Below are 21,624 nucleotides of genomic sequence, written 5' to 3' on the forward strand. Positions count from 1 at the left end.
GCACCTACTCTCGAATCATGGCACCGACGTACGCAACAGCCGACCGAGTCGATCTCGATGCCCTGCATCGCTTCGTCGCCGAGCGGCATCACGCCACCCTGGTCACCACGAAGCAGTCCGGTGGACTGCAGATCTCACCCGTGACCTGCGGGCTCGACGCGCAGGGGCGCATCGTCGTCTCGACGTACCCGCAGCGCGCGAAGACCGTGAACATCCGTCGGTCCTCGGCCGTCACGCTCTGCATCCACTCCGACGACTGGAACGGCCCCTACGTGCAGATCGACGGCACCGCGGAGGTCATCGACCTGCCCGACTCCGTCGAGCCGCTCGTGGACTACTACCGGGCGATCGCGGGCGAGCACCCCGACTGGGACGAGTACCGGCAGGCGATGGTGACGCAGGGCAAGTCGATCATCCGCATCGCCATCGACACGTGGGGACCGATCGCGACCGGCGGATTCCCGCCGCCCGCGCAGGATCAGCCGGCCGACGAGTCGAACGGCTGACCCCGGCTCACTCGGCCGCGTCGAGAGCGGTGACGGCCTGGACCACGGCCTCGCAGAACGCGGGGATGTCGTCCGGGTTGCGGCTGGAGATCAGGTTGCCGTCCACGACGACCTCCTCGTCCACCACCGTGCCGCCGGCGTTCCTGATGTCGGTACGCACGCTCGGGTACGAGGTCAGCGTGCGACCGCGTACGACGTCGGCCTCGACGAGCGTCCACGGGCCGTGGCAGATCACCCCCACCGGCTTGCCGGAGTTCACGAAGTCGCGGACGAACGACACCGCGTCGGTGTCGAGGCGCAGCGTGTCGGGGTTGGTCGTTCCACCCGGCAGGACCAGCGCGTCGAAGTCGTCGACGGAGGCCTCGGCGACCAACTGGTCGACGGCGAAGGTGTCGGCAGGTTCGGTGTCGTTCTCGAAGGCCTGGATCTCACCGTGGGTCAGCGAGAGCAGCACCGTGGTCGCTCCGGCCTGATCGAGTGCCTCGCGGGGAGCGGTGAGCTCGATCTGCTCGACACCGTCCGTCGCGAGGAACGCCACGGTGCGGCGGGCCGACCCGGAGTCGGTGTTCGGGGTGTCAGTCATCGTGAACCTCTCTCGTTCTCGCCGTGTCGCGGGACGCGATGCGGCTGTCCCGATCTACCCGGCACCCGGTGGTGGGAAACGGCACACCCTCGGCGGGTTGGATCGGCCCGGGCGCGGGTATCTGCCCTTCGACCGGATGGTGAGCACGTCCGATCGAGGCACCGCTGCGTTCACCGAGAGGTGACGCGGGAGAGGGGAACACCAGTGAGCACACCGACAGTGGACGCGGCCGGAGCGGTCGTGCCCGACACCGCCGGCGATGCCGCCGAGGCACCCGTGATGACCTGCCTCTTCGAGCACACCACGGCGGGAATCGTCCTGATGGTCGCCCTGTGCGCCGGGATGGCGGCCTTCGTGGCGGCCGCGGTGAACTCCTTCGCCCTGGGAGCCCTGGTCGGTGTCCTCATGATCGGTATGGCCGGTATGGCCGTGGTGTTGGTTCCGGTCGAGCGCCGGTAACCTCGGAACGGCCCACGCAGACTCACCGAGGGAGGGAACGACAGATGCCCGATTTCACGAGCCCGGAACTTCCCGTCGAGGACGCTCTCGAGCAGGAGCGGGACACGGTGCGGGACGACGACACCGACGCGGTCACGCCCACGGTCGCCGTGACGTACGACGCCTCCGACGCGGACCTGCTCGAGCAGAGTCGCGACGTCCCGCTCGACGACGAGCACGACCGCTAGGCGCCTCTATTCGTCGACGAGTGGGTGGTCGACCGCGTTGAAGCGTGAGGGCGAACCGCCCGCTTCCGCGACACCGTGGATGCCGCCCCACACCATCATGGTGAGGTAGTCGATGAGGTCCGCTGCCGACATCGACCGGTTCGAGATCCACCAGTGCGTGGCCAACTGGACGCCGCCCACGATCCCGTACGACCAGGGCAGCGAGCCGCCCGAGTCCATCTCCATCCGGCGCAGGCGCTCACCGAGCACCGTCGCCAGCAGTTCGGCGATCATGCGCTCCGACTCGGCGACCACGTCGCGGTTCGGCCCCGAGCTGTTCGACATCGCGTACAGGTAGACCTCGGGGTCGTCCGCGACGGTCTCCACGTACGCGGCGACCACCTGGCGGGTGAGGTTGTACTCGTCGAGCTCGACGCTGATCGCGTCGTAGATCCGCGGTGCGAGAGTCGTCTCCACATATCGCTCGAGCGTCGCGTTGGTCAGATCGTTCTTGTCGTGGAAGTAGCGGTACAGGACGGTCTTCGAGATACCGATCTCGGTGGCGATCTCGTCCATGCCGATGTTGCGGCCGCGCAGCCGGATGGCGGCGAGAGTGCCGTCCACCAGTTCCTCGCGACGGGCGATCTTGTGCTCGCGCCAGCGTCGCTTGCGGCCGTCCGGCTTGTCCGTGCGGGCGTCGGTCGCGGTGTCGTCGGAATCCGGCTTCACCGTCTCGGCCCTGGCGGAACGGGTTCGCCCGGTCTTCCGGGCCCCGGTCTCGTCGGCGTCCTGGTCGGCGGTGTCCCCGTCGCTCTTCCTCGCTGCCGATCTGCTCGCCACGCGCGTGTACTCCGTCCCGATGTCCGACTGCGCTTCTGGCGCACTCGTGTGCGGCGGCGCATGTCACGTCGCCCACTCCAACAGTAGTGCCCGGCGCCGTCGGACCCGCGTCCGGGCGAGACGTCGTCGCCGGTCGGGGCACGAGTCGCGCGCCGACCCTGCACAATGGAGTCGGTGCAGCTCATGACATTCGACGAGGACGTCAAACGACGCGACCTCCGCAAGATGAAGATCGTCGCCACCGGCTTCCTGGTGTTCGCCTCCATCGTCTATCTCTTCTGCCGGTGGCAGGAGTCCCGCGGCGCCGGCGGCTGGGTCGGTTTCGTCCGGGCGGCGTCGGAGGCGGGCATGGTCGGCGCGCTCGCCGACTGGTTCGCCGTCACCGCTCTCTTCAAGCACCCCATGGGTCTGAAGATCCCGCACACCGCGATCATCAAGCGGAAGAAGGACCAGCTCGGCACCAGCCTCGGATCGTTCGTCGGGCAGAACTTCCTCGCCGTCGACGTGGTGTCGCAGAAGGTCGAGTCCGCGCGCATCCCGCTGCGCCTCGGCACCTGGCTCGCCGACCCGGCCCACGCCGACCGTGTCGCGGAGGAGACGGCGACCGTGCTGCGCGGCTTCCTCGACGTGCTCGACGACGAGGACATCCAGCAGGTCATCGACAACACCATCGTCAAGCGCCTCGGTGATCCGCAGTGGGGGCCGCCGATCGGACGCGTCCTGGGCTCGCTGCTCGAGGACAACCGGCAGAAGCCACTGATCGACCTGCTCGCCGAGCGCGCACACGAATGGGCCCAGAACAGCCTGCCGACCATCGACCGGATCGTGTCGAGGGACTCTCCGTCCTGGTCGCCGAAGTTCGTCGATGTGCTTCTCGGAGAACGCATCCACCGCGAACTCGTGGAGTTCACGTGGAAGGTCCGGTCGAACCCGCAGCACGAGTTGCGGCTCGCGGCCGACAAGTTCCTCACCGACTTCGCCGACGACCTGCAGAACGACCCCGACACCATCGCCAAGGCCGAGTCGATCAAGTCGGAGATCATGGGCCGCGACGAGGTCACCGGCCTCGCGGCGGCATCGTGGAAGGTGGCCAAGCGGCTCATCGTCGACTCGGTGGACGACCCGAAGAGCACCCTGCGCGCCAAGATCAGCGAGAACGTGCAGAAGTTCGGGCTCCGCCTGCGCGACGACGACGCGATGCGCGGCAAGGCGGACGGCTGGCTGATGGCCGGCGTGCGCTACATCGTCGAGAACTACACCGACGAGATCACCACCGTCATCACCGACACCGTCGCCCGATGGGACGCCGACGAGGCCAGCCGCAAGATCGAGCTGCAGGTGGGACGGGACCTGCAGTTCATCCGCATCAACGGCACGGTGGTCGGCTCGCTCGCGGGTCTGGCGATCTACTCGATCTCGCACCTGTTGTTCGGGTAGCCGCCGCGGCCGTGCACGGGGTGCGTGAGGTGCCCACCCCTTTCCGCCGACTGGTCGGGGTGCGCAGCGCCGAGCAGGGTGTGTGGCTGGTCGACACCACCACCGCGTGCGCTCAGGTGTGGGTGCTAGCACAGTGCTTGCAATTGCTAGCACCCTTGGTTATCGTCGTTGGCGAGGCGCATTCGACATGAGTCAGGAGTGTTCGAGATGGCATCCGAGGAGAAGGAAGGCGACGACACCACAGTGGTGTCGGCAGCCGGAGATCTCGCCGCCCGCGTCGTCAGCACGGCGACACAGGACATCGGGAGTTTCATTCGGGCACAGCGAGAGTCGGCCCAGGTGTCCCTGCGGCAACTCGCACTCTCCGCCGGCGTCAGCAACCCCTACCTCAGCCAGATCGAGCGGGGCCTGCGCAAGCCGTCGGCAGAGGTTCTGAGTCAGATCGCCAAGGGTCTTCGTGTGTCCTCGGAGGTCCTGTACGTGCAAGCCGGTCTGCTCGAGGAACGGCCGCACAGTCCCATCATCGACGCGGTGCACGGTGACGACTCCATCACGGAGCGTCAGAAGCAGGTGCTCCTCGAGATCTACTACTCGTTCCGCCGCGAGAACGAGACCGGCACCCCCACGCTGCGATCAGAGATCAACCACGAAACGACATCAGGAGATCACACATGACCGACCCGAAGTTCGACACCGTCAAGACCCCGCTGTTCGCCGCCGTCGGCGCCGGTGACGCCGTGGTCCAGGCCGTGGCCGACGTCGTCGCCCAGGTCCGCCACCGCGCCGAGAGCACGCAGGCCGACGTCAACGACCGCGTCGACACCGCCCGCGCCCGCCTCGCCGACCTGCAGGAAGACGTCACCGAGAGCGTCGAGACGCTCCGCGGACGCCTGAACGCGCTGCCGCAGGAGCTGCCGGACGAGATCGCCGATCTCCGCGAGCGTTTCACCCCCGAGGAGCTCCGCAAGGTCGCCGAGGCCTACCTCAAGGTGGCGTCGGACCTCTACACCGCACTCGCCGAGCGCGGCGAGGAGACGGTCGAGCGCATCCGCAAGAACCCGGCGGTCGAGGACGGTCTCGAGCGCGCCAACGCCGTCGCCAACGACGCTGTCGACCTCACCGAGCAGACCCTCGGCACCGTCGCCTCGCAGACCCGCGCCGTCGGTGAGCGCGCCGCAGCCCTCGCGGGCCGCGCGTCCGATCGTGTGCAGGAAGGTGCCGACGAGGCCACCGACGCGATCAAGGAAGGCGCCGAGGACGCCGTCGACAATGTCGACGAGGCTGCCGACGAGCTGAGCGAGAAGATCGACGAGCTCGGCCAGAAGGCGAAGACCGCAGGCCAGAAGGCGTCGGATCGCGCCTCGGGTGCAGCCGGCACGGTCGAGGGCAAGACGCGCAACAACGCGGGCTCGCCCATCAAGAAGACCCCGGCCACGAAGTCGGCTCCCGCCAAGGCCACCCCGGCCAAGGCCTCGACTCCCGCCCCCGCCAAGAAGGCCACCCCGGCCAAGAAGGCTCCGGCCAAGAAGTCGACCAGCTAGTCGATCGCGACAATTCCGACCCCCGCGCTGACGAAGCGCGGGGGTCGGTGTCGTTTAGGATGACCGCATGCCCATGGCGTACAGCGCGACCAGCGCGATCATGAACATCCTGCAACTCATCGCTCTGGTGGGTGTGGCGTTCGCGCTCTTCCACGCCATCCGCCAGCGCCCCGACGCCTTCACCGCCGCGGACAAGCTGAACAAGCCGGGGTGGGTGGCCATTCTCGCGGTCGCGCTGCTGATCCTGCTCGTCTTCCCGGTGGTGGGCTTCGTCGGCATCATCGCCGTCGTCGCCATCGGTGTGTACCTCGTGGACGTGCGGCCCAAGGTCGACGACATCCAGCGCGGACCGCGCTGGTAGCTACCCCTGGCCGGTGACCGTGAGCCAGAGCAGTGCCGCGTTGAGCGCCACGATCAGGCCGGTGGTGACGACGGCGAGGACCACGGTGGTCCGTGAGTTGATGCGGGCGCCCATCACCGCGCTGCTGGAGGTCATGCGCACCAGCGGGATCAGCGCGAACGGAATGCACAGGCTCAGCACCACCTGACTCAGCACCAGCGCCAGCGTCGGATCGACGCCGATACCCAGGACCACCAGCGCGGGAATCAACGTGACGACGCGGCGCACCTGGATCGGGATCCGCTTCTGCAGCAGTCCCTTCATGATCTCGGCACCGGCGGCGCAGCCCACCGAGGTCGACGCGAGACCCGAGGCGAGCAGGCCGACGGCGAAGATCGCGGCGACCGCGGGCCCGAGATTGTTCTCGATGGCCGCGTGCGCGCCGTCGATGGTGTCGGTGCCCTCCTCGCCGCGGAACGCCGATGCGGCGAGCAGCAGCATGCCGATGTTGACGCTGCCGGCGATGATGAGCGCGAACGTGACGTCCCACTTGGTCGCGCGCAGCAGGCGGTCGAGCTTGCCGGAGTCCTTCTCGACGCCGTGGCGGTCGCGGGCGAGCGCGGAGTGCAGGTAGATGGCGTGCGGCATGACCGTCGCGCCCAGCATGCTGGCCGCGAGCAGGACCGATCCGGAGCCGTCGAACCCCGGTACGAGACCGCCGGCGACACCGCCCGCGTCGATGTCGGTGAACAGCAGGCCGGTGAGGAAGCCGATCGTGATGATGGCAAGCATGCCGATGACGACGAACTCGAAGGTGCGCTGACCCCGCCGTGACTGGACGGCCAGGATCACCATCGACACGACGCCGGTGATGAGACCGCCGACGAAGAGCGGAACGCCGAACAGGAGGTTGAGCGCGATGGCGCCGCCGATCACCTCGGCGAGGTCCGTCGCGATCGCCACGGCCTCGGCCTGCACCCAGAACGCCCGGCGGGGCCAGGGACGCATGCGGTCGCCGAGCATCTCCGGCAGTGATCGTCCGGAGACCAGGCCCAGCTTGGCCGAGAGGTACTGGATCAGTACCGCCATCGCATTGGCGGCCACGAGTACCCACACGAGGAGGTAGCCGTAGCGCGCGCCCGCGGTGAGATTCGCGGCGACGTTGCCCGGGTCGACGTAGGCGATGGCGGCGACGAACGCGGGGCCGAGCAGCGTGAACAGCCGGACGGGAGTGATGCCTCCGGATGTGGGTAGACGAGTTCCGATGCGGTCGACCATGACGGAAGTGTAGGGCACCCGGCGCGATCATGTTCGCCGGGCCGTACCGATAAGTTAGGGCACCCGCATCATGTCTCGTCGTCCACCCATTCGAGCAGGTCACCCGGCTGGCACTCCAGCACCCGGCACATGGTCTCCAGGGTGCTGAACCGCACCGCGCGGGCCCGCCCGTTCTTGAGTACGGCGACGTTGGCGGGGGTCAGTCCGACGCGCTCGGCGAACTCGCCGACGCTCATCTTGCGCTTGGCCAGCTCCACGTCGATGCGGACGACGATGGGCATCAGATGACGCCCTCGAGGTCGGCGCGCAGGTCGCTCGCCTTCCGCAGCAGGGCACGCATGACCATCATCAGCAGTGCGGCGACGCCGACGATCATGCAGAGCAGGAACAGCAGGAGCACGGGCCCCGGATCGTCCGCGCGGAACCCGACGACGAGGAACACGACACCGAGCGACACACCGGCGGCCACGATCGCGCGGACGATCGCGTCGACCCACACGAACGCGGCACCGGAGAAGATGCGATCCCGGCGGACGAGAGTGAGCAGCTTCCAGGTGGCGATGACGACGATCTGCACGCACACCACCCAGAAGATGGTGAGCGCGGTGAGGGGCCATCGGAGGTACGCGGATTCCGGGTTCTCGCGGGCCATGTGCGCGAACTGTCCCGGCAGCGACATGACCTGGAACAGGACGAGCAGGGCGAACAGGCCGGCGAGGAACACCCTGAGTGTCGCGACGACGCGTCTTTCCGTGATCATGCATCGAGTATCGGTCAGGATCTATCGAAAATCAATAGGTACTGGTGCGGGAGGACGGCAGGGTTAAGGTCTGAGGGTGCCGGACTCCCCACTCGACGATGCTCGCTCGCGTGATCCCCGGGATCTCCGCCGAGTCGGCCTGACCGAGTACCGGATCGACGACCTCGCCAGGGAAGCCGGCGTGAGCGTCCGCAACGTGCGCGTCTATCAGGACCGCGGTCTGCTGCCGCCCCCGCGCAAGGTGGGTCGGACGGGCTGGTACGACGAGTCGCACCTCGCTCGGCTGCAGATGATCTCGCGCATGCTCGACCGTGGCTACACCTTCGTCACCATCAGCGAACTCCTCACCGCGGCGCAGTACGGACTCCGCGTCGAGGACGTCCTGGGCACTGAGGATCCCGACGGCGCCGCCAACGTCGACCACCCGGCGCGGCTGACCCGCGACGAGATCGACACCATGTTCGACGGACGGATCAGCGACGACGATCTGACGCGTGCGGAAGCGCTCGACGTCTTCTCCCGCGACGGGGACGGCTACCGCATCGAGAACCCCGCCCTGGTCCGCGCGGCCAAGGTGCTGTTCGACGCGGGTCTCGCGCTGCCGGACATCCTGTCCCGCACCGAGCGCGTCCACCAGGACCTGACGAGCGTGTCCCAGCAGTTCGTGCGTCTGGTCGTCGACAGGTTCGTTCCGGGCGGCGCCGATCCGTTCACGCTCGACCCCAGCGAGCTCTCGGCCATGGCGGACCTCATCACCACCCTGCGTCCGCTGGCCAGCCGTGCCGTGCAGGCGCTCTTCTCCGAGACCATGGACGCCGAGATCGTGCACGCGATGGAGAAGGCGCTCAGCGGCGACGCCGCCACGGCGCTCAGCGGCGACGCCGCCACGGCGCTCAGCGGCGACGCCGCCACGGCGCTCAGCGGCGACGCCGCCACGGAGGACAGCGGCGACGCCGCCACGGCGGACACCGACGACAGTGACGGCAACGGCGCGAGCACCAGCTCGAGCAGCAGGACAGGAGACCGATGAACACTCGTGGTGCAGTGGTGACCGCTGCCGTGGCCGCGGTCGCGGTGGCCGGTGCAGCCTCGATCCGGGCGACTCGACGGGCGTCACCGCCCTCGGCGCGGATGGCGGACACCGATGTACTGCTGGCGCGTCCGGAGCTCACCCCACGGGTGCGCACGGTCGTCGCCGAGGACGGTGCCGCGCTGCACGTGCGCGAGTACGGCGACCCGGACGCCGCCCCGATCGTCCTCAGTCACGGATGGACCTGCTCCGCCGACTTCTGGGCGCCGCAGATCAACGACCTCGCCGGACGGTACCGCGTCGTCGTGTACGACCAGCGCGGGCACGGAGCCAGTGAGGTGGGGACCCGGCCACTCGGTGCCGACGTCCTGGGGGACGACCTCGCCGCGGTGCTCGACGCGACGGTCGACTCGGACACCAAGGCCGTCGTCGCCGGACACAGCATGGGCGGCATGTCCGTGATGAGTTGGGCGGCACAGTATCCCGCGCAGGTGCGCCACTACGTGAAGGCGATATTGCTGGCCAACACGGCCACCGACAGTCTGGTCCGCGAGACCACTGTCATCCCGTTGCCACCCGGTGTCGCGCAGGTGCCGGCGCGGGTGGCGTCGAGCGTGCTCGGATCGGCACTGCCCATCCCGTCGAGTCCGTTCTCCGCTCGTGCTCTGAAGTACGTGACGATGGGCGCCGAGTCCACTCCGGCGCAGGTGGCGTTCTGCGAACGCATCGTGCGCGAGTGCTCCCCTCGAACGCGGGGCATGTGGGGATCGGCGCTGTCCGCGTTGGACATTCACGACGCGCTGGAGAACATCGACGTCCCGACGTCGGTGATCGTCGGTACTCGCGACCGCCTGACGCCGCCGGTGCACGCCCGCAAGCTCGCCGATCGACTCTCCCGCGCCGGAGTGCTGGGCCGGTTCCTCGAACTCGACGGTGTCGGACACATGAGCTCGGTGGAATCGATCGCGGAGTTCGACGCCGAGCTGGTCCGGCTGGCGGAGCTGCCGGCATGAGCGACGACACCAGAGGGGACGCCTACACCGAGCGGCTGCGCGAGCTGCAGGGTGCGCGGTGGAAACGCGTTCTGCGCGTGCAGGCTCCGTACCAGTGGAACATCCGACGCCATCTCGCTGGGCGGCGCGTTCTCGACGTCGGCTGCGGGATCGGCCGGAATCTGCGCAACCTTCCCGCGGGCAGCGTCGGTGTCGATCACAACGTCGCGTCCGTCGAGTTCTGCCGCTCGCAGGGCATGACCGCATACACACCCGAGGAGTTCCACGCCCTCGGCGACACGGGCTTCGACGGCATGCTCATGGCCCACCTGCTCGAGCACCTGCCGCCGGGCGCGGAGGGTGAGGTGCTGACGGAGTACCTGCCGTGTCTGCAGCCGGACTCCGTCGTCATGATCGTGTGCCCGCAGGAAGTCGGGTTCGCCAGCGACCCGACGCACACGAGTTGGTTGGACGCCGCCGACCTGCTCGCCCTCTGCGCTGCCGCCGGCATCGAGCGCACGACGTCCGCCTCGTTCCCGTTCCCGCGGCCGGTGGGAAAGGTGTTCGTCTACAACGAGACCGTCGTGGTGGGTCGAACCCCAGCTGCCTGATACGACCAGCCGTCTAGTCGAACACCACGGTCTTGCGGCCGTGCACCAGCACACGGTCCTCGAGGTGCCAGCGCAGTCCGCGCGCGAGCACCATCTTCTCGATGTCCCGGCCCTGACGGACCATGTCGGCGACCGCGTCCGCATGGTCGATGCGGATGACGTCCTGCTCGATGATGGGTCCGGCATCGAGCTCGGCGGTGACGAAGTGGCACGTCGCGCCGATGAGCTTGACCCCTCGTGCGAACGCCTGGTGATACGGCCGGGCGCCGACGAACGACGGCAGGAAGCTGTGGTGGATGTTGATCGCGCGCCCGGACCAGTGCTCGCACAACGACTCCGGCAGCACCTGCATGAAGCGCGCCAGCACCACCGCGTCGGGGGAGTAGCCGTCGACGAGGTCGCGGAGCGCGTCGAAGGAGGTCCCGCGCTCGCTGGGGTGCTTGGGGAACGGAACATGGTGGAACTGCACACCGTGTGCGCGCGTGACGGATTCGAGATCGGGGTGGTTTCCGATGACCGCTTCGATGGTCGCCGGCAGTTCTCCGCCGGCGGCGCGCCCGAGCAGATCGTGGAGGCAGTGTCCCTCCTTGCTCACCAGGAGCACGACCTTCTTGCGCTCTCCGGAATCGTGCAGCGACCACTCGGATTCCGGGCCGATCTCCGCGGCGACCGCCGCGAACCGTGCGCGCAGCTCGTCGACTCCGATGTCGATCGACGAGGCCGCGACGGCCTGACGGGTGAAGAACCAGCCACTGTCCGCGTCGGCGTGATAGGCGGCCTCGACGATCGAGCCCCCGAGATCGGCCAAGAAGGTCGAGATGCGCGCGACGATGCCCGTGCGGTCGGGGCAGCCCAGGGTGAGGACGAAGCGGCGAGAGTCGGAGCGTGGAGATTCGGGCGGCATGGGCGCCATTGTCTCACTGACACCCGTCCCTTCCTGACCGATCCCGACCGGCCTCCGTCTGGAAAGGTGGAGCGCATGACAACCCTCACGCGCACCGACGTCGCCCGCATGGTCGATCACACTCTGCTCAAGCCCGAGGCGACGGTCGCCGACGTCCGGGCGCTCGTCGCGGAGGCGAAGGATCTGGGCGTCCTCGCGGTCTGCGTGTCGCCGTCGATGCTCCCGGTTCGTGACACGGGTGACCTGGTGGTCGCCGCGGTGGCGGGGTTCCCGTCCGGAAAGCACCACTCGTTGATCAAGGGTTCGGAGGCGCGTCTGGCGGTGCAGCACGGGGCGCGCGAGGTCGACATGGTGATTGACGTCGGCGCCGCGGTGGAGGGTGACTTCAACGCCGTCCTGGCGGACATCATCACCGTCCGGGAGGCGATGGGCGAGAACGCCGTCCTGAAGGTGATCATCGAGTCGGCGGCGCTGCTCGCGTCGGCGGACGGGGAGCGCGCGGTGATCGAGTGCTGCCGGGCGGCGGAGCGGGCCGGCGCGAACTATGTCAAGACGTCCACGGGGTTCCATCCCGCGGGTGGAGCGTCGACGGAGGCCGTGAGTCTGATGGCCCGCACCGTCGGTGGCCGCCTGGGTGTCAAGGCGTCGGGCGGCATCCGCGATGCGGACACCGCCCGAGCGATGATCGAGGCCGGCGCCACCCGACTGGGCCTGTCCGGGACCCGCAGCGTGTTGCTCGGCTTCGCCGACTAGCAGGTGACCTGCTGCTGACCGCCCTGCGCGGCGGGGATCGTGTACTGGCCGCCGCTGAGGGTCATGTGGATCCCGGTGTCGGTCACCTCGAGGGCGTCCGGCGTCATGCCGAGCGGGTACGCCTGCAGGCTGTCCGTGAGCACCGAGACGACGCTGTCCGCGAGGTCGGTGGGAATGCCGATGCCGAGGATCGACGCGTCCGTGGTCTGGACCTCGATCGTATCGCCCTGCACCACGGGCTTCACGGTGAGTTCCGCCAGTCCACCGACGATGGCGAACTTCAGCGTTCCGGCGGCGGGATCGCTGGTCACACCGGACACGACGCTGCCGACTCCCTGCTCCTGCAGGGTCGCGAGGATGCCGCCGGTCGACCACGTGACGTCGGCCGAACTGCTGCCGATCTGACCGGACGTGGTGTCCGTGGAGGTGAGGTCGACGTCGTTCACGGTCGCCTGGACCTGCATGTCTTGTGCGGGCCCGAACTTCGTGTCGTCGCTCGAGATGTCGACGGACGAGAACTTCTCGGTCGCGAGGGAGAACAGGACGGGCTGCAGGCCGAGGCCGACGTCGATCTGTGAGCCGAGTTCGCTCTCGAACTGGGTCGTGAGGCAGTTCTCGACGCGGTTGCGGGCATAGAACTCGCCGCCGACGAGTGCCGCGATGACGACGATGACCAGCACTCCGGCGATGAGAGGCACCCGGGAGCGTCGTCTGGGTGCGGTGTCGTGAGTCATGAGAGACAGTGTGGACGACATCTCTGAGGTTCCTCTGTGGACCGGCCGATCGGGTGCACGGCGACAGCGCCATTTCTCTGTGACGCGTGACACAACCACGTAGGCTCTTCGAGCATGGCGGGCGACGATGTGGCGGAACGTCTGGACGGCGTGGTCGCCGAACAGGACGGGTACTTCACCGCAGCTCACGCGCTCGATGCCGGGTATCTGCCGTCCGAGATCGAGGCGCACGTCGCCGACGGATCCTGGACGCGGGTCGAGACCGATCTGCTCCGGTTGTCGGACTGGCCGAGCCACGATCTCGAGGAGTACTCGAAGTGGTGCGTGTGGCTGGGCGCCACCGCGGTGATCTCCCACCAGAGTGCGGCCGAGTTGCACGGCATGGGCAGCCTGCACCCGCAGTTCGTCCACGTCCGGGTCAGTGGGACGGCGCGAGCGCACGACCAGCGCCTCGCGATCCATCGGGGACGCCTGACGGGCGCGGACATCGAGCTCTCCGGTGCCTTCCGCATGACGACGCCGGTCCGCACCGTGCTGGATCTCGCGGCGGGCGGCATCTCGCAGTTCACCCTCGACGAAGTGGTCGCCGACGGTCTGGTGCTCGGACGACTGGTCGTCGACGACCTCTTCGAGCAGGCTGTGGAGTGCGGTGACCGGGTGGCCGAGCGGGTGGAGACGGCGCTGCGCTGAGAGGATGTTCCTCTCATGCGCACGCTGCTGATCGACAACTACGACTCGTTCACCCACAACCTGGCCCAGTACCTGGAGCAGGTGTCCGGCACCGCCCCCATCGTCGTGCACAACGACGTCCCGTGGTCCTCCCTCCCGCTGGACCGGGTGGACGCCGTCGTCGTCTCGCCAGGCCCGGGCCGCCCGAGTCGCCCGGCCGACATGGGCGTCAGCAGCAGGATGATCCGGGACGGTGGTCTGCCGCTTCTCGGGGTGTGTCTGGGGCATCAGGGCATCGCGGACAGCTGTGGTGGCGTCGTCGATCTGGCACCCGAGCCCATGCACGGCCGGATGTCCGACGTGCGGCACGACGGCACCGATCTCTTCGCCGGCCTGCCGTCGCCCCTGCGCGTGGTGCGGTATCACTCCCTCACCGTCACGGCCCTGCCCGACGAGCTCGAGGCGACGGCGTGGACCGACGACGGGGTGATGATGGCGCTGCGTCATCGGTCACGGCCGCTGTGGGGAGTGCAGTTCCATCCCGAGTCGATCGGCACGGAACGTGGACTGCAGGTGATCGCCAACTTTCTCGACCTCGCGCGGGACGCCCGCCCGAGCACCCACACCTCCGCGCCGACCGTGGCGCCGCGTGACCCGGTCGTGCGCGACCCCCGCTACCGGGTGCTCGTGCGCCGTCTCGACGTTCTACCGGACCCCGAGGAGGTGGCGCGCCCACTACGAGGACGGTCCACGTTCTGGCTCGACTCGAGCGCCGAGCTCGACGGCAGTGCCCGGTTCTCCTACCTCGGACCCGGTGACGGCCCACTGGCGGAGGACGTGTCGTACGACGTCGCCACCTCGTGCGTGACGACGACGACCGCCGACGGCACGACCGAGGAGACGGTCACGTCGTTCCTCGACCACCTCGGGGAACAGATCGCGGCGCGGGCCGTGGACCGGGTGCCCGCGGTGCCGTTCGACTTCGCCCTCGGCTACGTCGGTCACCTCGGCTACGAACTCAAGGCCGAGACGGGCGGAGCGGCGGCGCATGCGTCACCGACGGCCGATGCGCGAATGATGTTCGTGGACAGACTCATCGCACTCGACCACCGCGATCGGTGCACCTATCTGCTCACCCTCACACTCGTCGGTGGCGACGACACCGCGGCGCTCGGATGGTTGGACGAGACGGCCGCGGCCGTGACCGCGCTGCCCCGCTCGGAGCGCGGTCGCCCGGCCGTGTCCGACACCCCCCTCGGCGCGCTGCCGTCGGTGATCGACACCCGGCACGACGACGGCGCGTATCGCGCGGCGATCGCGGACTGCCTGGAGCAGATCACGATGGGGGAGAGTTACGAGATCTGTCTGACCAACGAGATGAGCGTGCCGTTCGACGGCGACGCCGCCGACCTCTACCTCGCGGTGCGGCGCGCCAGTCCCGCCCCGTACGCGGCGTTCCTGCGATTCCCCGGGCTGGCGATACTCAGCGCGTCACCGGAGCGCTTCCTGCGGATCACGGCGTCGGGCGTCGTGGACTCCAAGCCCATCAAGGGAACTCGGGCTCGCGGGCGCACGCCGGCGGAGGACGCGGCCGCGCGCCTCGACCTGGCGACGAGCGAGAAGGACCGCGCCGAGAACATCATGATCGTCGATCTCGTCCGCAACGACCTGAATCAGGTGTGCGTGCCCGGGTCGGTGCACGTGCCGGTGCTCTTCGACGTGGAGAGCCACACCCATGTGCACCAACTGGTCTCGACGGTCGAGGGTCGGGTGCGCCCGGGGCTCTCGGCCGTCGACTGTGTGCGCGCGGCGTTCCCGGGCGGATCGATGACCGGCGCCCCGAAGCGCCGCACGATGGAGATCATCGACCGCCTCGAGGGCGGGCCGCGCGGCGTGTACTCCGGTGCGCTGGGCTGGTTCTCGCTCACCGGCGCGGCGGACCTGTCCATCGTCATCCGGACCGTGGTGCTCGCGGACGGCCGGGCGTCGGTGGGAACGGGCGGCGCCGTCGTCTCGCTGTCCGACCCGCAGGACGAGGTGGACGAGATGCACCTCAAGGCCGACGCACTACTGCGTGTCCTCGGCGGGAGCGACGGCCGACCACGGTAACGCGAGCACGTTGTCCCGCAGTCGTCGGCGCGGCACGGTGACCGGAAGTCCCTGCGCCGCCAGGGCTGTCAGCGCCGCACGCCACCGCACGCGGGGTCCGAACGGTGCCAGCGGCGCCGCCACGTCCCACGCCCGATCGGCCGCCCGCAGCACCTCGTGCACGCGCTCGCCCGCGACGTTGCGGTGGATCAGGACCTTCGGCAGCCGCTCCGCGATGTCCGACGGCCGCTCCACCGTGAACGGATCCCACGCGATGGTCAGACTGCGCGGTCCCGACGCGTCCACGGTGACCCACGTGGCCCGACGCCCCAGTTCGTCGCACGTGCCGTCGACGAGGAGGCCGCCGTCCGCGAGAGCGGAGGTGATGCGTGCCCACGCACCCGGTACCGCGTCCTCGGGATACTGACGCAGCACGTTGAACGCGCGCACCAGGTGTGGCCGCAGTCCTGCGAGTTCGAAGCCGCCGCGGCGGAAGGAGACACCGTCCCGATCGGGGACGACGCGGGACGGCTCGATCTCCAGCCCGACGACGGCGACGTCCGCACGGACGGTGCGCAGTCGCGCGGCCAACTCCAGAGTGGTGACCGGACTGGCGCCGTAGCCCAGGTCGACGACCAGAGGACGCGTCGCGCCGCGGAGCAACGCTCGGACGTCGGGATCGTGCACCAGCCGGCGATCACTGCGCCGCAACCGGTTGATGTTGGTCGTCCCTCGAGTGACCACACCCTCGGGACCGATCCGGGAGATCACAGTGCCCAGCAGTTCGTTCCGCTCATCCCGACCGGCTTCCGGCCTACCCGCCGGTCAGGCGTTCTTCGTGAGCCAGTCGTGCGTGACCTCGCCCTCGCCCCGCCACAGATCGACGAGGTTGACGAGCATCAACTGTTCGAGCTTTCCGCCGATGAAGGGGATGTACACCTTGGCCTCGGACGTGGTGCGCAACGTGGAGCCGGCCTCGGTGGCGAAGAGGGACGTCGTGCCGGTGAGGCTGCCCGGGCCGGCGGGAATCGACGCGTCGTACTTCCCGGCGGTGGTCTCCGAGTACGCGTCGTGATGGATGTTGCGGGTGATGACCATGTCCTTCTTCATCACCGCCTGCGCGACGTCGGGCAGCGTGTCGCGCGGAATGATGTGCCGCATGACCACGTCGACACCGTCCGCCGTGACCTCGAAGCGCGTGAGCTCGTTCTCCGAGTACTTGCGCAGCTCCTCGATCACCGCGTCCCAGTAGTCACGCGTCGTCAGCGCCCCGTACACCTGCTCTGTGGTGAACGGGAGACGAGCCGAGTAGTTCATGCGACGTGCCATGGTCGATGAGGTTACCGGTGAGTCAGAGGTGCTCCGGCGCCCAGGTGTCGGTAAACTCCTGCTCGGCGTCGATCAGCGCGAGAACCTGCTCGATGACCGCCTGCTCGATCTTGCCGCCGAAGATCGGCACCTTGACCTCGGCCTGACCCGTTGCCGTCAGGCTCGATGCGGAGCCCTTCGAGCGCAGTGCCAGGGTGCCCGTGATGGACGCCGGGGCGCCCTCGACCTTGGCCTCGAAGGTGCCCGAGGCGCCCTGCGCGTCGAGGGAACCCCACGACTCGGTCCGGTGGATGATCAGATCGCCCGGGCGGATGCTGGTGATGGCGCCGGGCAGGAACTCCTCCGCGATGGCCTGGGTCATCGACACCGACACCGTGCGGCTGTCCGCGTCGTCGCCCGCGACGGTCACGTCGTTCAGCTGTGCCTTGGGGCCGCCGACGGCCTCGAGCCGATCGGTCCAGTACTGCTCGGTGGTGAGGGCGGCGTGGACGTCGGACGCGGCGAGCGTGGACGGAACCGTGTGATCGAACCTGCGTGGCATGAGCTGAGATTAACTCTGTGCGGCGCGCTCGGACCGCAGCGGGTGGCCCTTCGACGTGAGGCACTTGCCCGTCTCGAGGTTCCAGTCCCAGCCGTGCAGATTGCACGTGAGCGTGGTGCCCTCGATGACACCGAACTTCGACAGATCCGCCTTGAGATGCGGGCAGCGCCGCTGGATCTCCCAGCCGTCCTTGACGATGGTGGCCGTGTCGTCGTGTGCCTCGGCGAACCAGCCGTCCGCGTAGGCGATGCGCTCGTCGGTGAGGCACTTGAAGAACGTGTACAGGAACTCGTTGTAGCCACCGACCCGCTTCGCCCGGAACCGCGTCGACAGGAAGATCGAGTTGACCCAGTCGGACTCCCCGTCCCGCAGCACCGTGCGGACCAGCTCGGCCGGGATCTCGAACGTGTAGCGGAACTTCTCGTCCTGGATCGGTTCGCGCACGATGCGTTTCGGAAAATCGAGCACCACTCTGTCGGCAGCCACCGGAGGTCGACCGGCCTCCGGCCTGCCCGTCAGATTCAGCTCCACCGGGTAGCCGATGCCGTCGGAGATCTGGTCGGTCTGCGCCATGATCGGCTCGAACAGCGCGCGCAGCGGTCCCAGCAGCGGCTCGCCGGCTGCGGTCGCCCACGACGCCTTCTCGGCCGCGATGACGTCGGCCTGACGCTGCGCGTACGCCTCGATGTAGTCGGCCTTGCCGGTGGTGAAGATGGCCTCCACCTCGTCGGTGGGCAGCGGGTGCGCCAGCTCGTTCAGGTCGGAACCCGCGAAGTCCGCCGTGGTTCCGGGCATCATCAGCAGGCCCTTGTCGTGGCCGTGGCGGCGCATCTGGTCGAGGAACACCATCTGGTCGGGGAAGATGTTCGCCGGATCGCCGTAGACGTCGTTGAGCGAGCGCAGCTCGTCGTCGAGGAAGCACGGGGGACCTGCGGACGGAATGACCCACGTGGCGCCGACCTGCTCGATGTACTGCCGACACCGGTCCATCTGACGCTGCCGCTTCTGCGTCCCGAACGCGTCCTTGGCGCGCTGCGGCATGTCGTAGACCATCGGGTACCAGATGGCGCCGGAGTACTGCAGCATGTGGACGTCGATGTGGCCGAAGGCTTCGGTCATCATGTCCAGGTCGACCGGCCGGGCGTCGTTCATGTTGAACGCGGTGGTCTCACCGTCGCTCACCACCAGACCCGAGTCGCCGATGGGTCCGTCGGCAGGAGCGCGCAGCGCCACGATCATGACGTCGAGGTCGCCCTTGGGGCCGGACACCGTGTGCTTGACCGAGTCGGTCGTCTCGAAGAACGAGGTGAAACCGAGCTTCTCGAGCTCCGTGCGCAGGTCCGGCACCGGGTAGTCGGGGAGCAGCACGACCGCGTCCTTGTTGACGTGCTTCGCCAGGTGCTTCGGATCGAAGTGGTCCTTGTGCAGATGCGAGACGTACAGGTAGTCGCAGTTGCCGAGCTCGTCCCAGTCGAGCTGGGAGTTGTCGGGGAACGGGAACCAGGACGCGAAGTACGCGGGGTTGACCCACGGATCGCACAGGATGGACCCCGCAGACGTCTGGATGTGAAATCCCGCGTGTCCGACACTGGTGACCTGCACGTGAATCCTCCCGAAATATGGAACCTGGTTCGGTGACCATGGTAGGCGTGCACACCCGGTGCTCACGACGAGGCGGGGGCAGCGCCGGGTAGCGTTCACCCCCGTGACGAGCAGTCCCCTCCAGTCCGCGACGGCTCCGGAGACCGGCGATCCCGGCTCCGCGACGGCCGCGCACCGCCCCGTGTCCTTCGCCGACCTCACCACGATCCACGTCGGTGGCCCCGTCGGACGTCTCGTCGAGGCGACCACCTCGCAGGAGCTCGTCGACGCCGTACGCAGCGCCGACGCGGCCGGAACTCCGGTGCTCGTCATCGGCGGCGGCTCGAACCTGCTGGTCGGAGACGACGGTTTCGACGGCACCGTCGTCCGCGTCGCGACGTCCGGGCTCCGGGTCGAGGGCACCAGGATGCACGTGGACGCCGGAGTCGAGTGGGATCTGGTCGTCCGCACCGCGCTCGATCACGGGCTCGCCGGCATCGAGGCACTCTCCGGCATCCCGGGCAGCACCGGCGGAACGCCCGTGCAGAACGTCGGCGCGTACGGCGCCTCCACCTCGGACTGGCTCGAGTCGGTGACGGTGCTCGACCGGGAGAGCGGGGAGGTCGAGGTGTGGGACAACGCACGCTGCGGATTCGGCTCGCACCGCTCGTCGGCCTTCAAGTACACCGATCGCTACGTCGTGGTGGATGTCACGTTCGCGCTCCGACGCAGCGACGAGTCGGCGCCGGTGCGTTACGCGGCGCTCGCCGAGCGGCTCGGCGTGCGCATCGGAGAGAGCGTCTCGGCGCGCGAGGTGCGCGATGCCGTGATCGCTCTGCGGACCGATCGCGGCATGGTGTGGGACGAGGCGGAGCACGACTCGTGGAGTGTCGGGTCCTTCTTCCTGAACCCGATCGTGTCGTCCGTACCGCCCGAGGCACTCGGATCGCCGCAGTTCACGGACCCGAAGGGCATCAAGCTCAGTGCTGCCTGGCTCATCGAGCACGCCGGGTTCTCCCGCGGGTACGGCGAGCGCGTCGGCACCGGACGGGCCACCCTCTCCACCCGCCACGTCCTGGCCGTCACCAACCGGGGCGGCGCGAGTGCAGCGGACGTCACCGCCCTCGCGTCACACGTGCGCGCGGGTGTGCAGGAGAAGTACGGCATCACGCTGACCCCCGAGTGTCGCCTGGTGAACTGCACGCTCGACTGATCGGTCTGTTGCCACAGGTAACGTCGTCCCCGTGAAGATGCAGGGGAGAACACCGTACGCAGCCGTCCTGGCCGTGCTGGCACTCGTGATCGCGCTGGTCGCGGGGTGCTCCGGCACACCCGGGTCCTCGGAGAGCGCCGCGCCGACCACCGAGGCCGCGCCCGTGGCGGCGGTGACCTACGCACCGGCGGCCGGTGCGACCGACGTCTCACCCACCGCTCCGATCTCCGTCTCGGTCGCGAACGGCACCTTCGAGGCCGTGTCGCTCACCACCGCCGACGGCCGCGCCGTCGCGGGAACGCTGGACCCGGCGAAGACGACGTTCACCGTCACCGAGCCCCTCGGGTACAACGCGGTCTACACGTGGGCAGGGACGGCAGTCGGCAGCGACGGCAAGCCGGTGCCGGTCGAGGGCACTCTCGGCACGGTGGCGCCGCAGTCGATCACGTCGGTCTCCACCAACATCGGTGACGGCCAGGAGGTCGGTGTCGCGGCGCCGATCATCCTGAAGTTCGACGACGCGATCGTCGACAAGAAGGCGGTCGAGAAGGCGCTGACGGTGACCACGAATCCGCCGACGGCCGGCTCGTGGGCCTGGCTGCCCGACGACGGCGGGTCCCGCGTGCACTGGCGTCCGCAGAACTACTGGGCCCCCGGCACCACCGTCGACGTGTCGGCGAAGCTCTACGGCGTGAACTACGGCGGCGGCGCCTACGGCGACTCGGACGTCACGGTGAACTTCACCATCGGTCGGAGCCAGGTCGTCGTCGCCGATGCGACCAGTCACCGCATGCAGGTGGTCCGCGACGGCCAGACCGTCATGGACATCCCGGTGAGTTACGGCGAGGGCAACGAGGACCGCAACGTCACGCGCAGCGGCATCCACGTCGTCACCGAGAAGTACGAGGACTTCCTGATGTCCAACCCGCCGTACTACGAGAACGTGCGGGAACGGTGGGCCACCCGCATCTCGAACAACGGCGAGTTCATCCACGCCAATCCGCTGACCACGGGAGTGCAGGGCTCGTCCAACGTGACCAACGGCTGCATCAACCTCTCCACCGAGGACGCGCAGACGTACTTCCAGATGGCCGTCTACGGTGACCCCGTCGAGGTCACCGGCACGCGCATCGATCTCTCGGCGGCGGACGGCGACATCTACGACTGGGCGATCGACTGGCCCACATGGCAGAGCATGAGCGCCCTGACTGCCGCGTGAGAGTCGGACT

At 68.6% G+C, this 21,624-nt stretch carries 26 protein-coding genes; 15 read left to right on the forward strand and 11 right to left on the reverse strand.

The window, feature by feature from the left end; genetic code table 11:
* Window positions 1-17: 17 nt before the first annotated feature.
* A complete protein-coding gene (locus tag OG947_RS13505; RefSeq protein WP_037186134.1) occupies window positions 18-506 on the forward strand; it encodes a PPOX class F420-dependent oxidoreductase in 489 nt (162 codons plus the stop codon).
* Window positions 507-513: 7 nt separating this feature from the next.
* Here the strand turns inward: OG947_RS13505 and OG947_RS13510 are convergent, their stop codons facing one another.
* A complete protein-coding gene (locus OG947_RS13510; protein ID WP_155957057.1) occupies window positions 514-1,089 on the reverse strand; it encodes a type 1 glutamine amidotransferase domain-containing protein in 576 nt (191 codons plus the stop codon).
* A 204-nt stretch (window positions 1,090-1,293) separates the two neighbouring features.
* Here OG947_RS13510 and OG947_RS13515 point away from each other — a divergent pair, with 204 nt between their 5' ends.
* Both OG947_RS13515 and OG947_RS13520 read left to right on the forward strand, forming a co-directional pair.
* Window positions 1,294-1,548: a hypothetical protein gene (locus OG947_RS13515; protein ID WP_155957058.1), complete on the forward strand. Its 255-nt coding sequence runs from the start codon at window positions 1,294-1,296 to the stop codon at window positions 1,546-1,548.
* A gap of 44 nt (window positions 1,549-1,592) precedes the next feature.
* Window positions 1,593-1,775, forward strand: a complete 183-nt coding sequence (locus OG947_RS13520; RefSeq protein ID WP_027506321.1) for a hypothetical protein — start codon at window positions 1,593-1,595, stop codon at window positions 1,773-1,775.
* Window positions 1,776-1,781: 6 nt separating this feature from the next.
* Here the strand turns inward: OG947_RS13520 and OG947_RS13525 are convergent, their stop codons facing one another.
* Window positions 1,782-2,483 carry a TetR/AcrR family transcriptional regulator gene (locus OG947_RS13525; RefSeq protein ID WP_027506322.1) on the reverse strand — a complete coding sequence of 234 codons (702 nt, stop codon included), beginning with the start codon at window positions 2,481-2,483 and terminating at the stop codon, window positions 1,782-1,784.
* Window positions 2,484-2,759: 276 nt separating this feature from the next.
* Between OG947_RS13525 and OG947_RS13530 the strand changes: the two genes are divergently transcribed.
* The 4 genes from OG947_RS13530 to OG947_RS13545 all read left to right on the forward strand — a co-directional run bounded on the left by OG947_RS13530 (window position 2,760) and on the right by OG947_RS13545 (window position 5,933).
* Entirely contained in the window at window positions 2,760-4,031 is a 1,272-nt protein-coding gene (locus OG947_RS13530) for a DUF445 domain-containing protein (protein WP_027506323.1), read from the forward strand.
* A 207-nt stretch (window positions 4,032-4,238) separates the two neighbouring features.
* A complete protein-coding gene (locus OG947_RS13535; RefSeq protein WP_037186255.1) occupies window positions 4,239-4,706 on the forward strand; it encodes a helix-turn-helix domain-containing protein in 468 nt (155 codons plus the stop codon).
* Window positions 4,703-5,572 carry a heparin-binding hemagglutinin gene (locus OG947_RS13540; protein ID WP_056441562.1) on the forward strand — a complete coding sequence of 290 codons (870 nt, stop codon included), beginning with the start codon at window positions 4,703-4,705 and terminating at the stop codon, window positions 5,570-5,572. Before OG947_RS13535 ends, OG947_RS13540 begins: the two co-directional genes overlap by 4 nt.
* Before the next feature lie 67 nt (window positions 5,573-5,639).
* Complete coding sequence (locus tag OG947_RS13545) at window positions 5,640-5,933, forward strand: DUF2516 family protein (RefSeq protein ID WP_027506325.1); 294 nt, start codon at window positions 5,640-5,642, stop codon at window positions 5,931-5,933.
* Here OG947_RS13545 and OG947_RS13550 read toward each other — a convergent pair whose 3' ends face one another.
* The 3 genes from OG947_RS13550 to OG947_RS13560 form a co-directional block, all read right to left on the reverse strand.
* Window positions 5,934-7,190, reverse strand: coding sequence for an Nramp family divalent metal transporter (locus tag OG947_RS13550; RefSeq protein ID WP_222649812.1), 1,257 nt, complete (start codon window positions 7,188-7,190; stop codon window positions 5,934-5,936).
* Window positions 7,191-7,258: 68 nt separating this feature from the next.
* Window positions 7,259-7,471: a helix-turn-helix domain-containing protein gene (locus OG947_RS13555; RefSeq protein WP_027506327.1), complete on the reverse strand. Its 213-nt coding sequence runs from the start codon at window positions 7,469-7,471 to the stop codon at window positions 7,259-7,261.
* Window positions 7,471-7,950, reverse strand: coding sequence for a DUF2975 domain-containing protein (locus tag OG947_RS13560; protein ID WP_027506328.1), 480 nt, complete (start codon window positions 7,948-7,950; stop codon window positions 7,471-7,473). Before OG947_RS13560 ends, OG947_RS13555 begins: the two co-directional genes overlap by 1 nt.
* A 76-nt stretch (window positions 7,951-8,026) precedes the next feature.
* On the opposite strand from OG947_RS13560, the gene OG947_RS13565 reads away from it, so the two are divergent.
* Genes OG947_RS13565 through OG947_RS13575 form a run of 3 tightly spaced genes read left to right on the forward strand, consistent with a single transcriptional unit; the run spans window position 8,027 to window position 10,583 of the window.
* Window positions 8,027-8,980, forward strand: coding sequence for a MerR family transcriptional regulator (locus OG947_RS13565; RefSeq protein WP_328812068.1), 954 nt, complete (start codon window positions 8,027-8,029; stop codon window positions 8,978-8,980).
* Entirely contained in the window at window positions 8,977-9,993 is a 1,017-nt protein-coding gene (locus OG947_RS13570; protein WP_027506329.1) for an alpha/beta fold hydrolase, read from the forward strand. Before OG947_RS13565 ends, OG947_RS13570 begins: the two co-directional genes overlap by 4 nt.
* Complete coding sequence (locus tag OG947_RS13575; RefSeq protein ID WP_328812069.1) at window positions 9,990-10,583, forward strand: class I SAM-dependent methyltransferase; 594 nt, start codon at window positions 9,990-9,992, stop codon at window positions 10,581-10,583. The genes OG947_RS13570 and OG947_RS13575 overlap by 4 nt, the downstream gene beginning before the upstream one ends.
* 13 nt (window positions 10,584-10,596) lie before the next feature.
* Here OG947_RS13575 and purU read toward each other — a convergent pair whose 3' ends face one another.
* Window positions 10,597-11,487 (reverse strand): formyltetrahydrofolate deformylase, encoded by an 891-nt coding sequence (gene purU / locus OG947_RS13580; protein ID WP_328812070.1) that lies wholly within the window; start codon window positions 11,485-11,487, stop codon window positions 10,597-10,599.
* A gap of 75 nt (window positions 11,488-11,562) precedes the next feature.
* On the opposite strand from purU, the gene deoC reads away from it, so the two are divergent.
* Window positions 11,563-12,240, forward strand: coding sequence for a deoxyribose-phosphate aldolase (deoC, locus tag OG947_RS13585; RefSeq protein ID WP_328812071.1), 678 nt, complete (start codon window positions 11,563-11,565; stop codon window positions 12,238-12,240).
* Here deoC and OG947_RS13590 read toward each other — a convergent pair.
* A complete protein-coding gene (locus OG947_RS13590; RefSeq protein WP_027506333.1) occupies window positions 12,237-12,974 on the reverse strand; it encodes an LmeA family phospholipid-binding protein in 738 nt (245 codons plus the stop codon). The genes deoC and OG947_RS13590 overlap by 4 nt on opposite strands.
* A 114-nt stretch (window positions 12,975-13,088) precedes the next feature.
* Here OG947_RS13590 and OG947_RS13595 point away from each other — a divergent pair, with 114 nt between their 5' ends.
* A complete protein-coding gene (locus OG947_RS13595) occupies window positions 13,089-13,664 on the forward strand; it encodes a type IV toxin-antitoxin system AbiEi family antitoxin domain-containing protein (RefSeq protein WP_222631959.1) in 576 nt (191 codons plus the stop codon).
* A 15-nt stretch (window positions 13,665-13,679) separates the two neighbouring features.
* Window positions 13,680-15,752 carry an aminodeoxychorismate synthase component I gene (pabB, locus tag OG947_RS13600; protein WP_328812073.1) on the forward strand — a complete coding sequence of 691 codons (2,073 nt, stop codon included), beginning with the start codon at window positions 13,680-13,682 and terminating at the stop codon, window positions 15,750-15,752.
* Here the strand turns inward: pabB and OG947_RS13605 are convergent.
* Genes OG947_RS13605 through OG947_RS13620 form a run of 4 tightly spaced genes read right to left on the reverse strand, consistent with a single transcriptional unit; the run spans window position 15,711 to window position 19,203 of the window.
* Entirely contained in the window at window positions 15,711-16,502 is a 792-nt protein-coding gene (locus tag OG947_RS13605) for a class I SAM-dependent methyltransferase (RefSeq protein ID WP_373428253.1), read from the reverse strand. The genes pabB and OG947_RS13605 overlap by 42 nt on opposite strands.
* A gap of 54 nt (window positions 16,503-16,556) precedes the next feature.
* Window positions 16,557-17,060, reverse strand: a complete 504-nt coding sequence (locus OG947_RS13610; RefSeq protein ID WP_027506337.1) for a DUF2505 domain-containing protein — start codon at window positions 17,058-17,060, stop codon at window positions 16,557-16,559.
* 22 nt (window positions 17,061-17,082) lie between these two features.
* On the reverse strand, window positions 17,083-17,601 hold the full coding sequence (locus tag OG947_RS13615; RefSeq protein ID WP_056441577.1) for a DUF2505 domain-containing protein: 519 nt from the start codon (window positions 17,599-17,601) through the stop codon (window positions 17,083-17,085).
* A gap of 9 nt (window positions 17,602-17,610) precedes the next feature.
* Entirely contained in the window at window positions 17,611-19,203 is a 1,593-nt protein-coding gene (locus OG947_RS13620; RefSeq protein WP_328812074.1) for a Rieske 2Fe-2S domain-containing protein, read from the reverse strand.
* 103 nt (window positions 19,204-19,306) lie between these two features.
* Here OG947_RS13620 and OG947_RS13625 point away from each other — a divergent pair, with 103 nt between their 5' ends.
* A complete protein-coding gene (locus tag OG947_RS13625; RefSeq protein WP_328812075.1) occupies window positions 19,307-20,395 on the forward strand; it encodes a UDP-N-acetylmuramate dehydrogenase in 1,089 nt (362 codons plus the stop codon).
* Between the two features lie 37 nt (window positions 20,396-20,432).
* Entirely contained in the window at window positions 20,433-21,614 is a 1,182-nt protein-coding gene (locus tag OG947_RS13630; RefSeq protein ID WP_328814023.1) for a L,D-transpeptidase, read from the forward strand.
* Window positions 21,615-21,624 lie beyond the last annotated feature (10 nt).

It is taken from the genome of Rhodococcus sp. NBC_00297 (assembly GCF_036173065.1).
In the GTDB taxonomy this organism is placed as follows: domain Bacteria; phylum Actinomycetota; class Actinomycetes; order Mycobacteriales; family Mycobacteriaceae; genus Rhodococcoides.

What these genes read in the sequence shown, in the direction of transcription:
- OG947_RS13505 (WP_037186134.1), top strand. Translation starts at nt 18, where the DNA reads ATGGCACCGACGTACGCAACAGCCGACCGAGTCGATCTCGATGCCCTG.
- OG947_RS13510 (WP_155957057.1), bottom strand. Translation starts at nt 1,089, where the DNA reads ATGACTGACACCCCGAACACCGACTCCGGGTCGGCCCGCCGCACCGTG.
- OG947_RS13520 (WP_027506321.1), top strand. Translation starts at nt 1,593, where the DNA reads ATGCCCGATTTCACGAGCCCGGAACTTCCCGTCGAGGACGCTCTCGAG.
- OG947_RS13530 (WP_027506323.1), top strand. Translation starts at nt 2,760, where the DNA reads ATGGAGTCGGTGCAGCTCATGACATTCGACGAGGACGTCAAACGACGC.
- OG947_RS13535 (WP_037186255.1), top strand. Translation starts at nt 4,239, where the DNA reads ATGGCATCCGAGGAGAAGGAAGGCGACGACACCACAGTGGTGTCGGCA.
- OG947_RS13540 (WP_056441562.1), top strand. Translation starts at nt 4,703, where the DNA reads ATGACCGACCCGAAGTTCGACACCGTCAAGACCCCGCTGTTCGCCGCC.
- OG947_RS13545 (WP_027506325.1), top strand. Translation starts at nt 5,640, where the DNA reads ATGCCCATGGCGTACAGCGCGACCAGCGCGATCATGAACATCCTGCAA.
- OG947_RS13550 (WP_222649812.1), bottom strand. Translation starts at nt 7,190, where the DNA reads ATGGTCGACCGCATCGGAACTCGTCTACCCACATCCGGAGGCATCACT.
- OG947_RS13555 (WP_027506327.1), bottom strand. Translation starts at nt 7,471, where the DNA reads ATGCCCATCGTCGTCCGCATCGACGTGGAGCTGGCCAAGCGCAAGATG.
- OG947_RS13560 (WP_027506328.1), bottom strand. Translation starts at nt 7,950, where the DNA reads ATGATCACGGAAAGACGCGTCGTCGCGACACTCAGGGTGTTCCTCGCC.
- OG947_RS13570 (WP_027506329.1), top strand. Translation starts at nt 8,977, where the DNA reads ATGAACACTCGTGGTGCAGTGGTGACCGCTGCCGTGGCCGCGGTCGCG.
- OG947_RS13575 (WP_328812069.1), top strand. Translation starts at nt 9,990, where the DNA reads ATGAGCGACGACACCAGAGGGGACGCCTACACCGAGCGGCTGCGCGAG.
- purU (WP_328812070.1), bottom strand. Translation starts at nt 11,487, where the DNA reads ATGCCGCCCGAATCTCCACGCTCCGACTCTCGCCGCTTCGTCCTCACC.
- deoC (WP_328812071.1), top strand. Translation starts at nt 11,563, where the DNA reads ATGACAACCCTCACGCGCACCGACGTCGCCCGCATGGTCGATCACACT.
- OG947_RS13590 (WP_027506333.1), bottom strand. Translation starts at nt 12,974, where the DNA reads ATGACTCACGACACCGCACCCAGACGACGCTCCCGGGTGCCTCTCATC.
- OG947_RS13595 (WP_222631959.1), top strand. Translation starts at nt 13,089, where the DNA reads ATGGCGGGCGACGATGTGGCGGAACGTCTGGACGGCGTGGTCGCCGAA.
- pabB (WP_328812073.1), top strand. Translation starts at nt 13,680, where the DNA reads ATGCGCACGCTGCTGATCGACAACTACGACTCGTTCACCCACAACCTG.
- OG947_RS13610 (WP_027506337.1), bottom strand. Translation starts at nt 17,060, where the DNA reads ATGGCACGTCGCATGAACTACTCGGCTCGTCTCCCGTTCACCACAGAG.
- OG947_RS13615 (WP_056441577.1), bottom strand. Translation starts at nt 17,601, where the DNA reads ATGCCACGCAGGTTCGATCACACGGTTCCGTCCACGCTCGCCGCGTCC.
- OG947_RS13630 (WP_328814023.1), top strand. Translation starts at nt 20,433, where the DNA reads ATGCAGGGGAGAACACCGTACGCAGCCGTCCTGGCCGTGCTGGCACTC.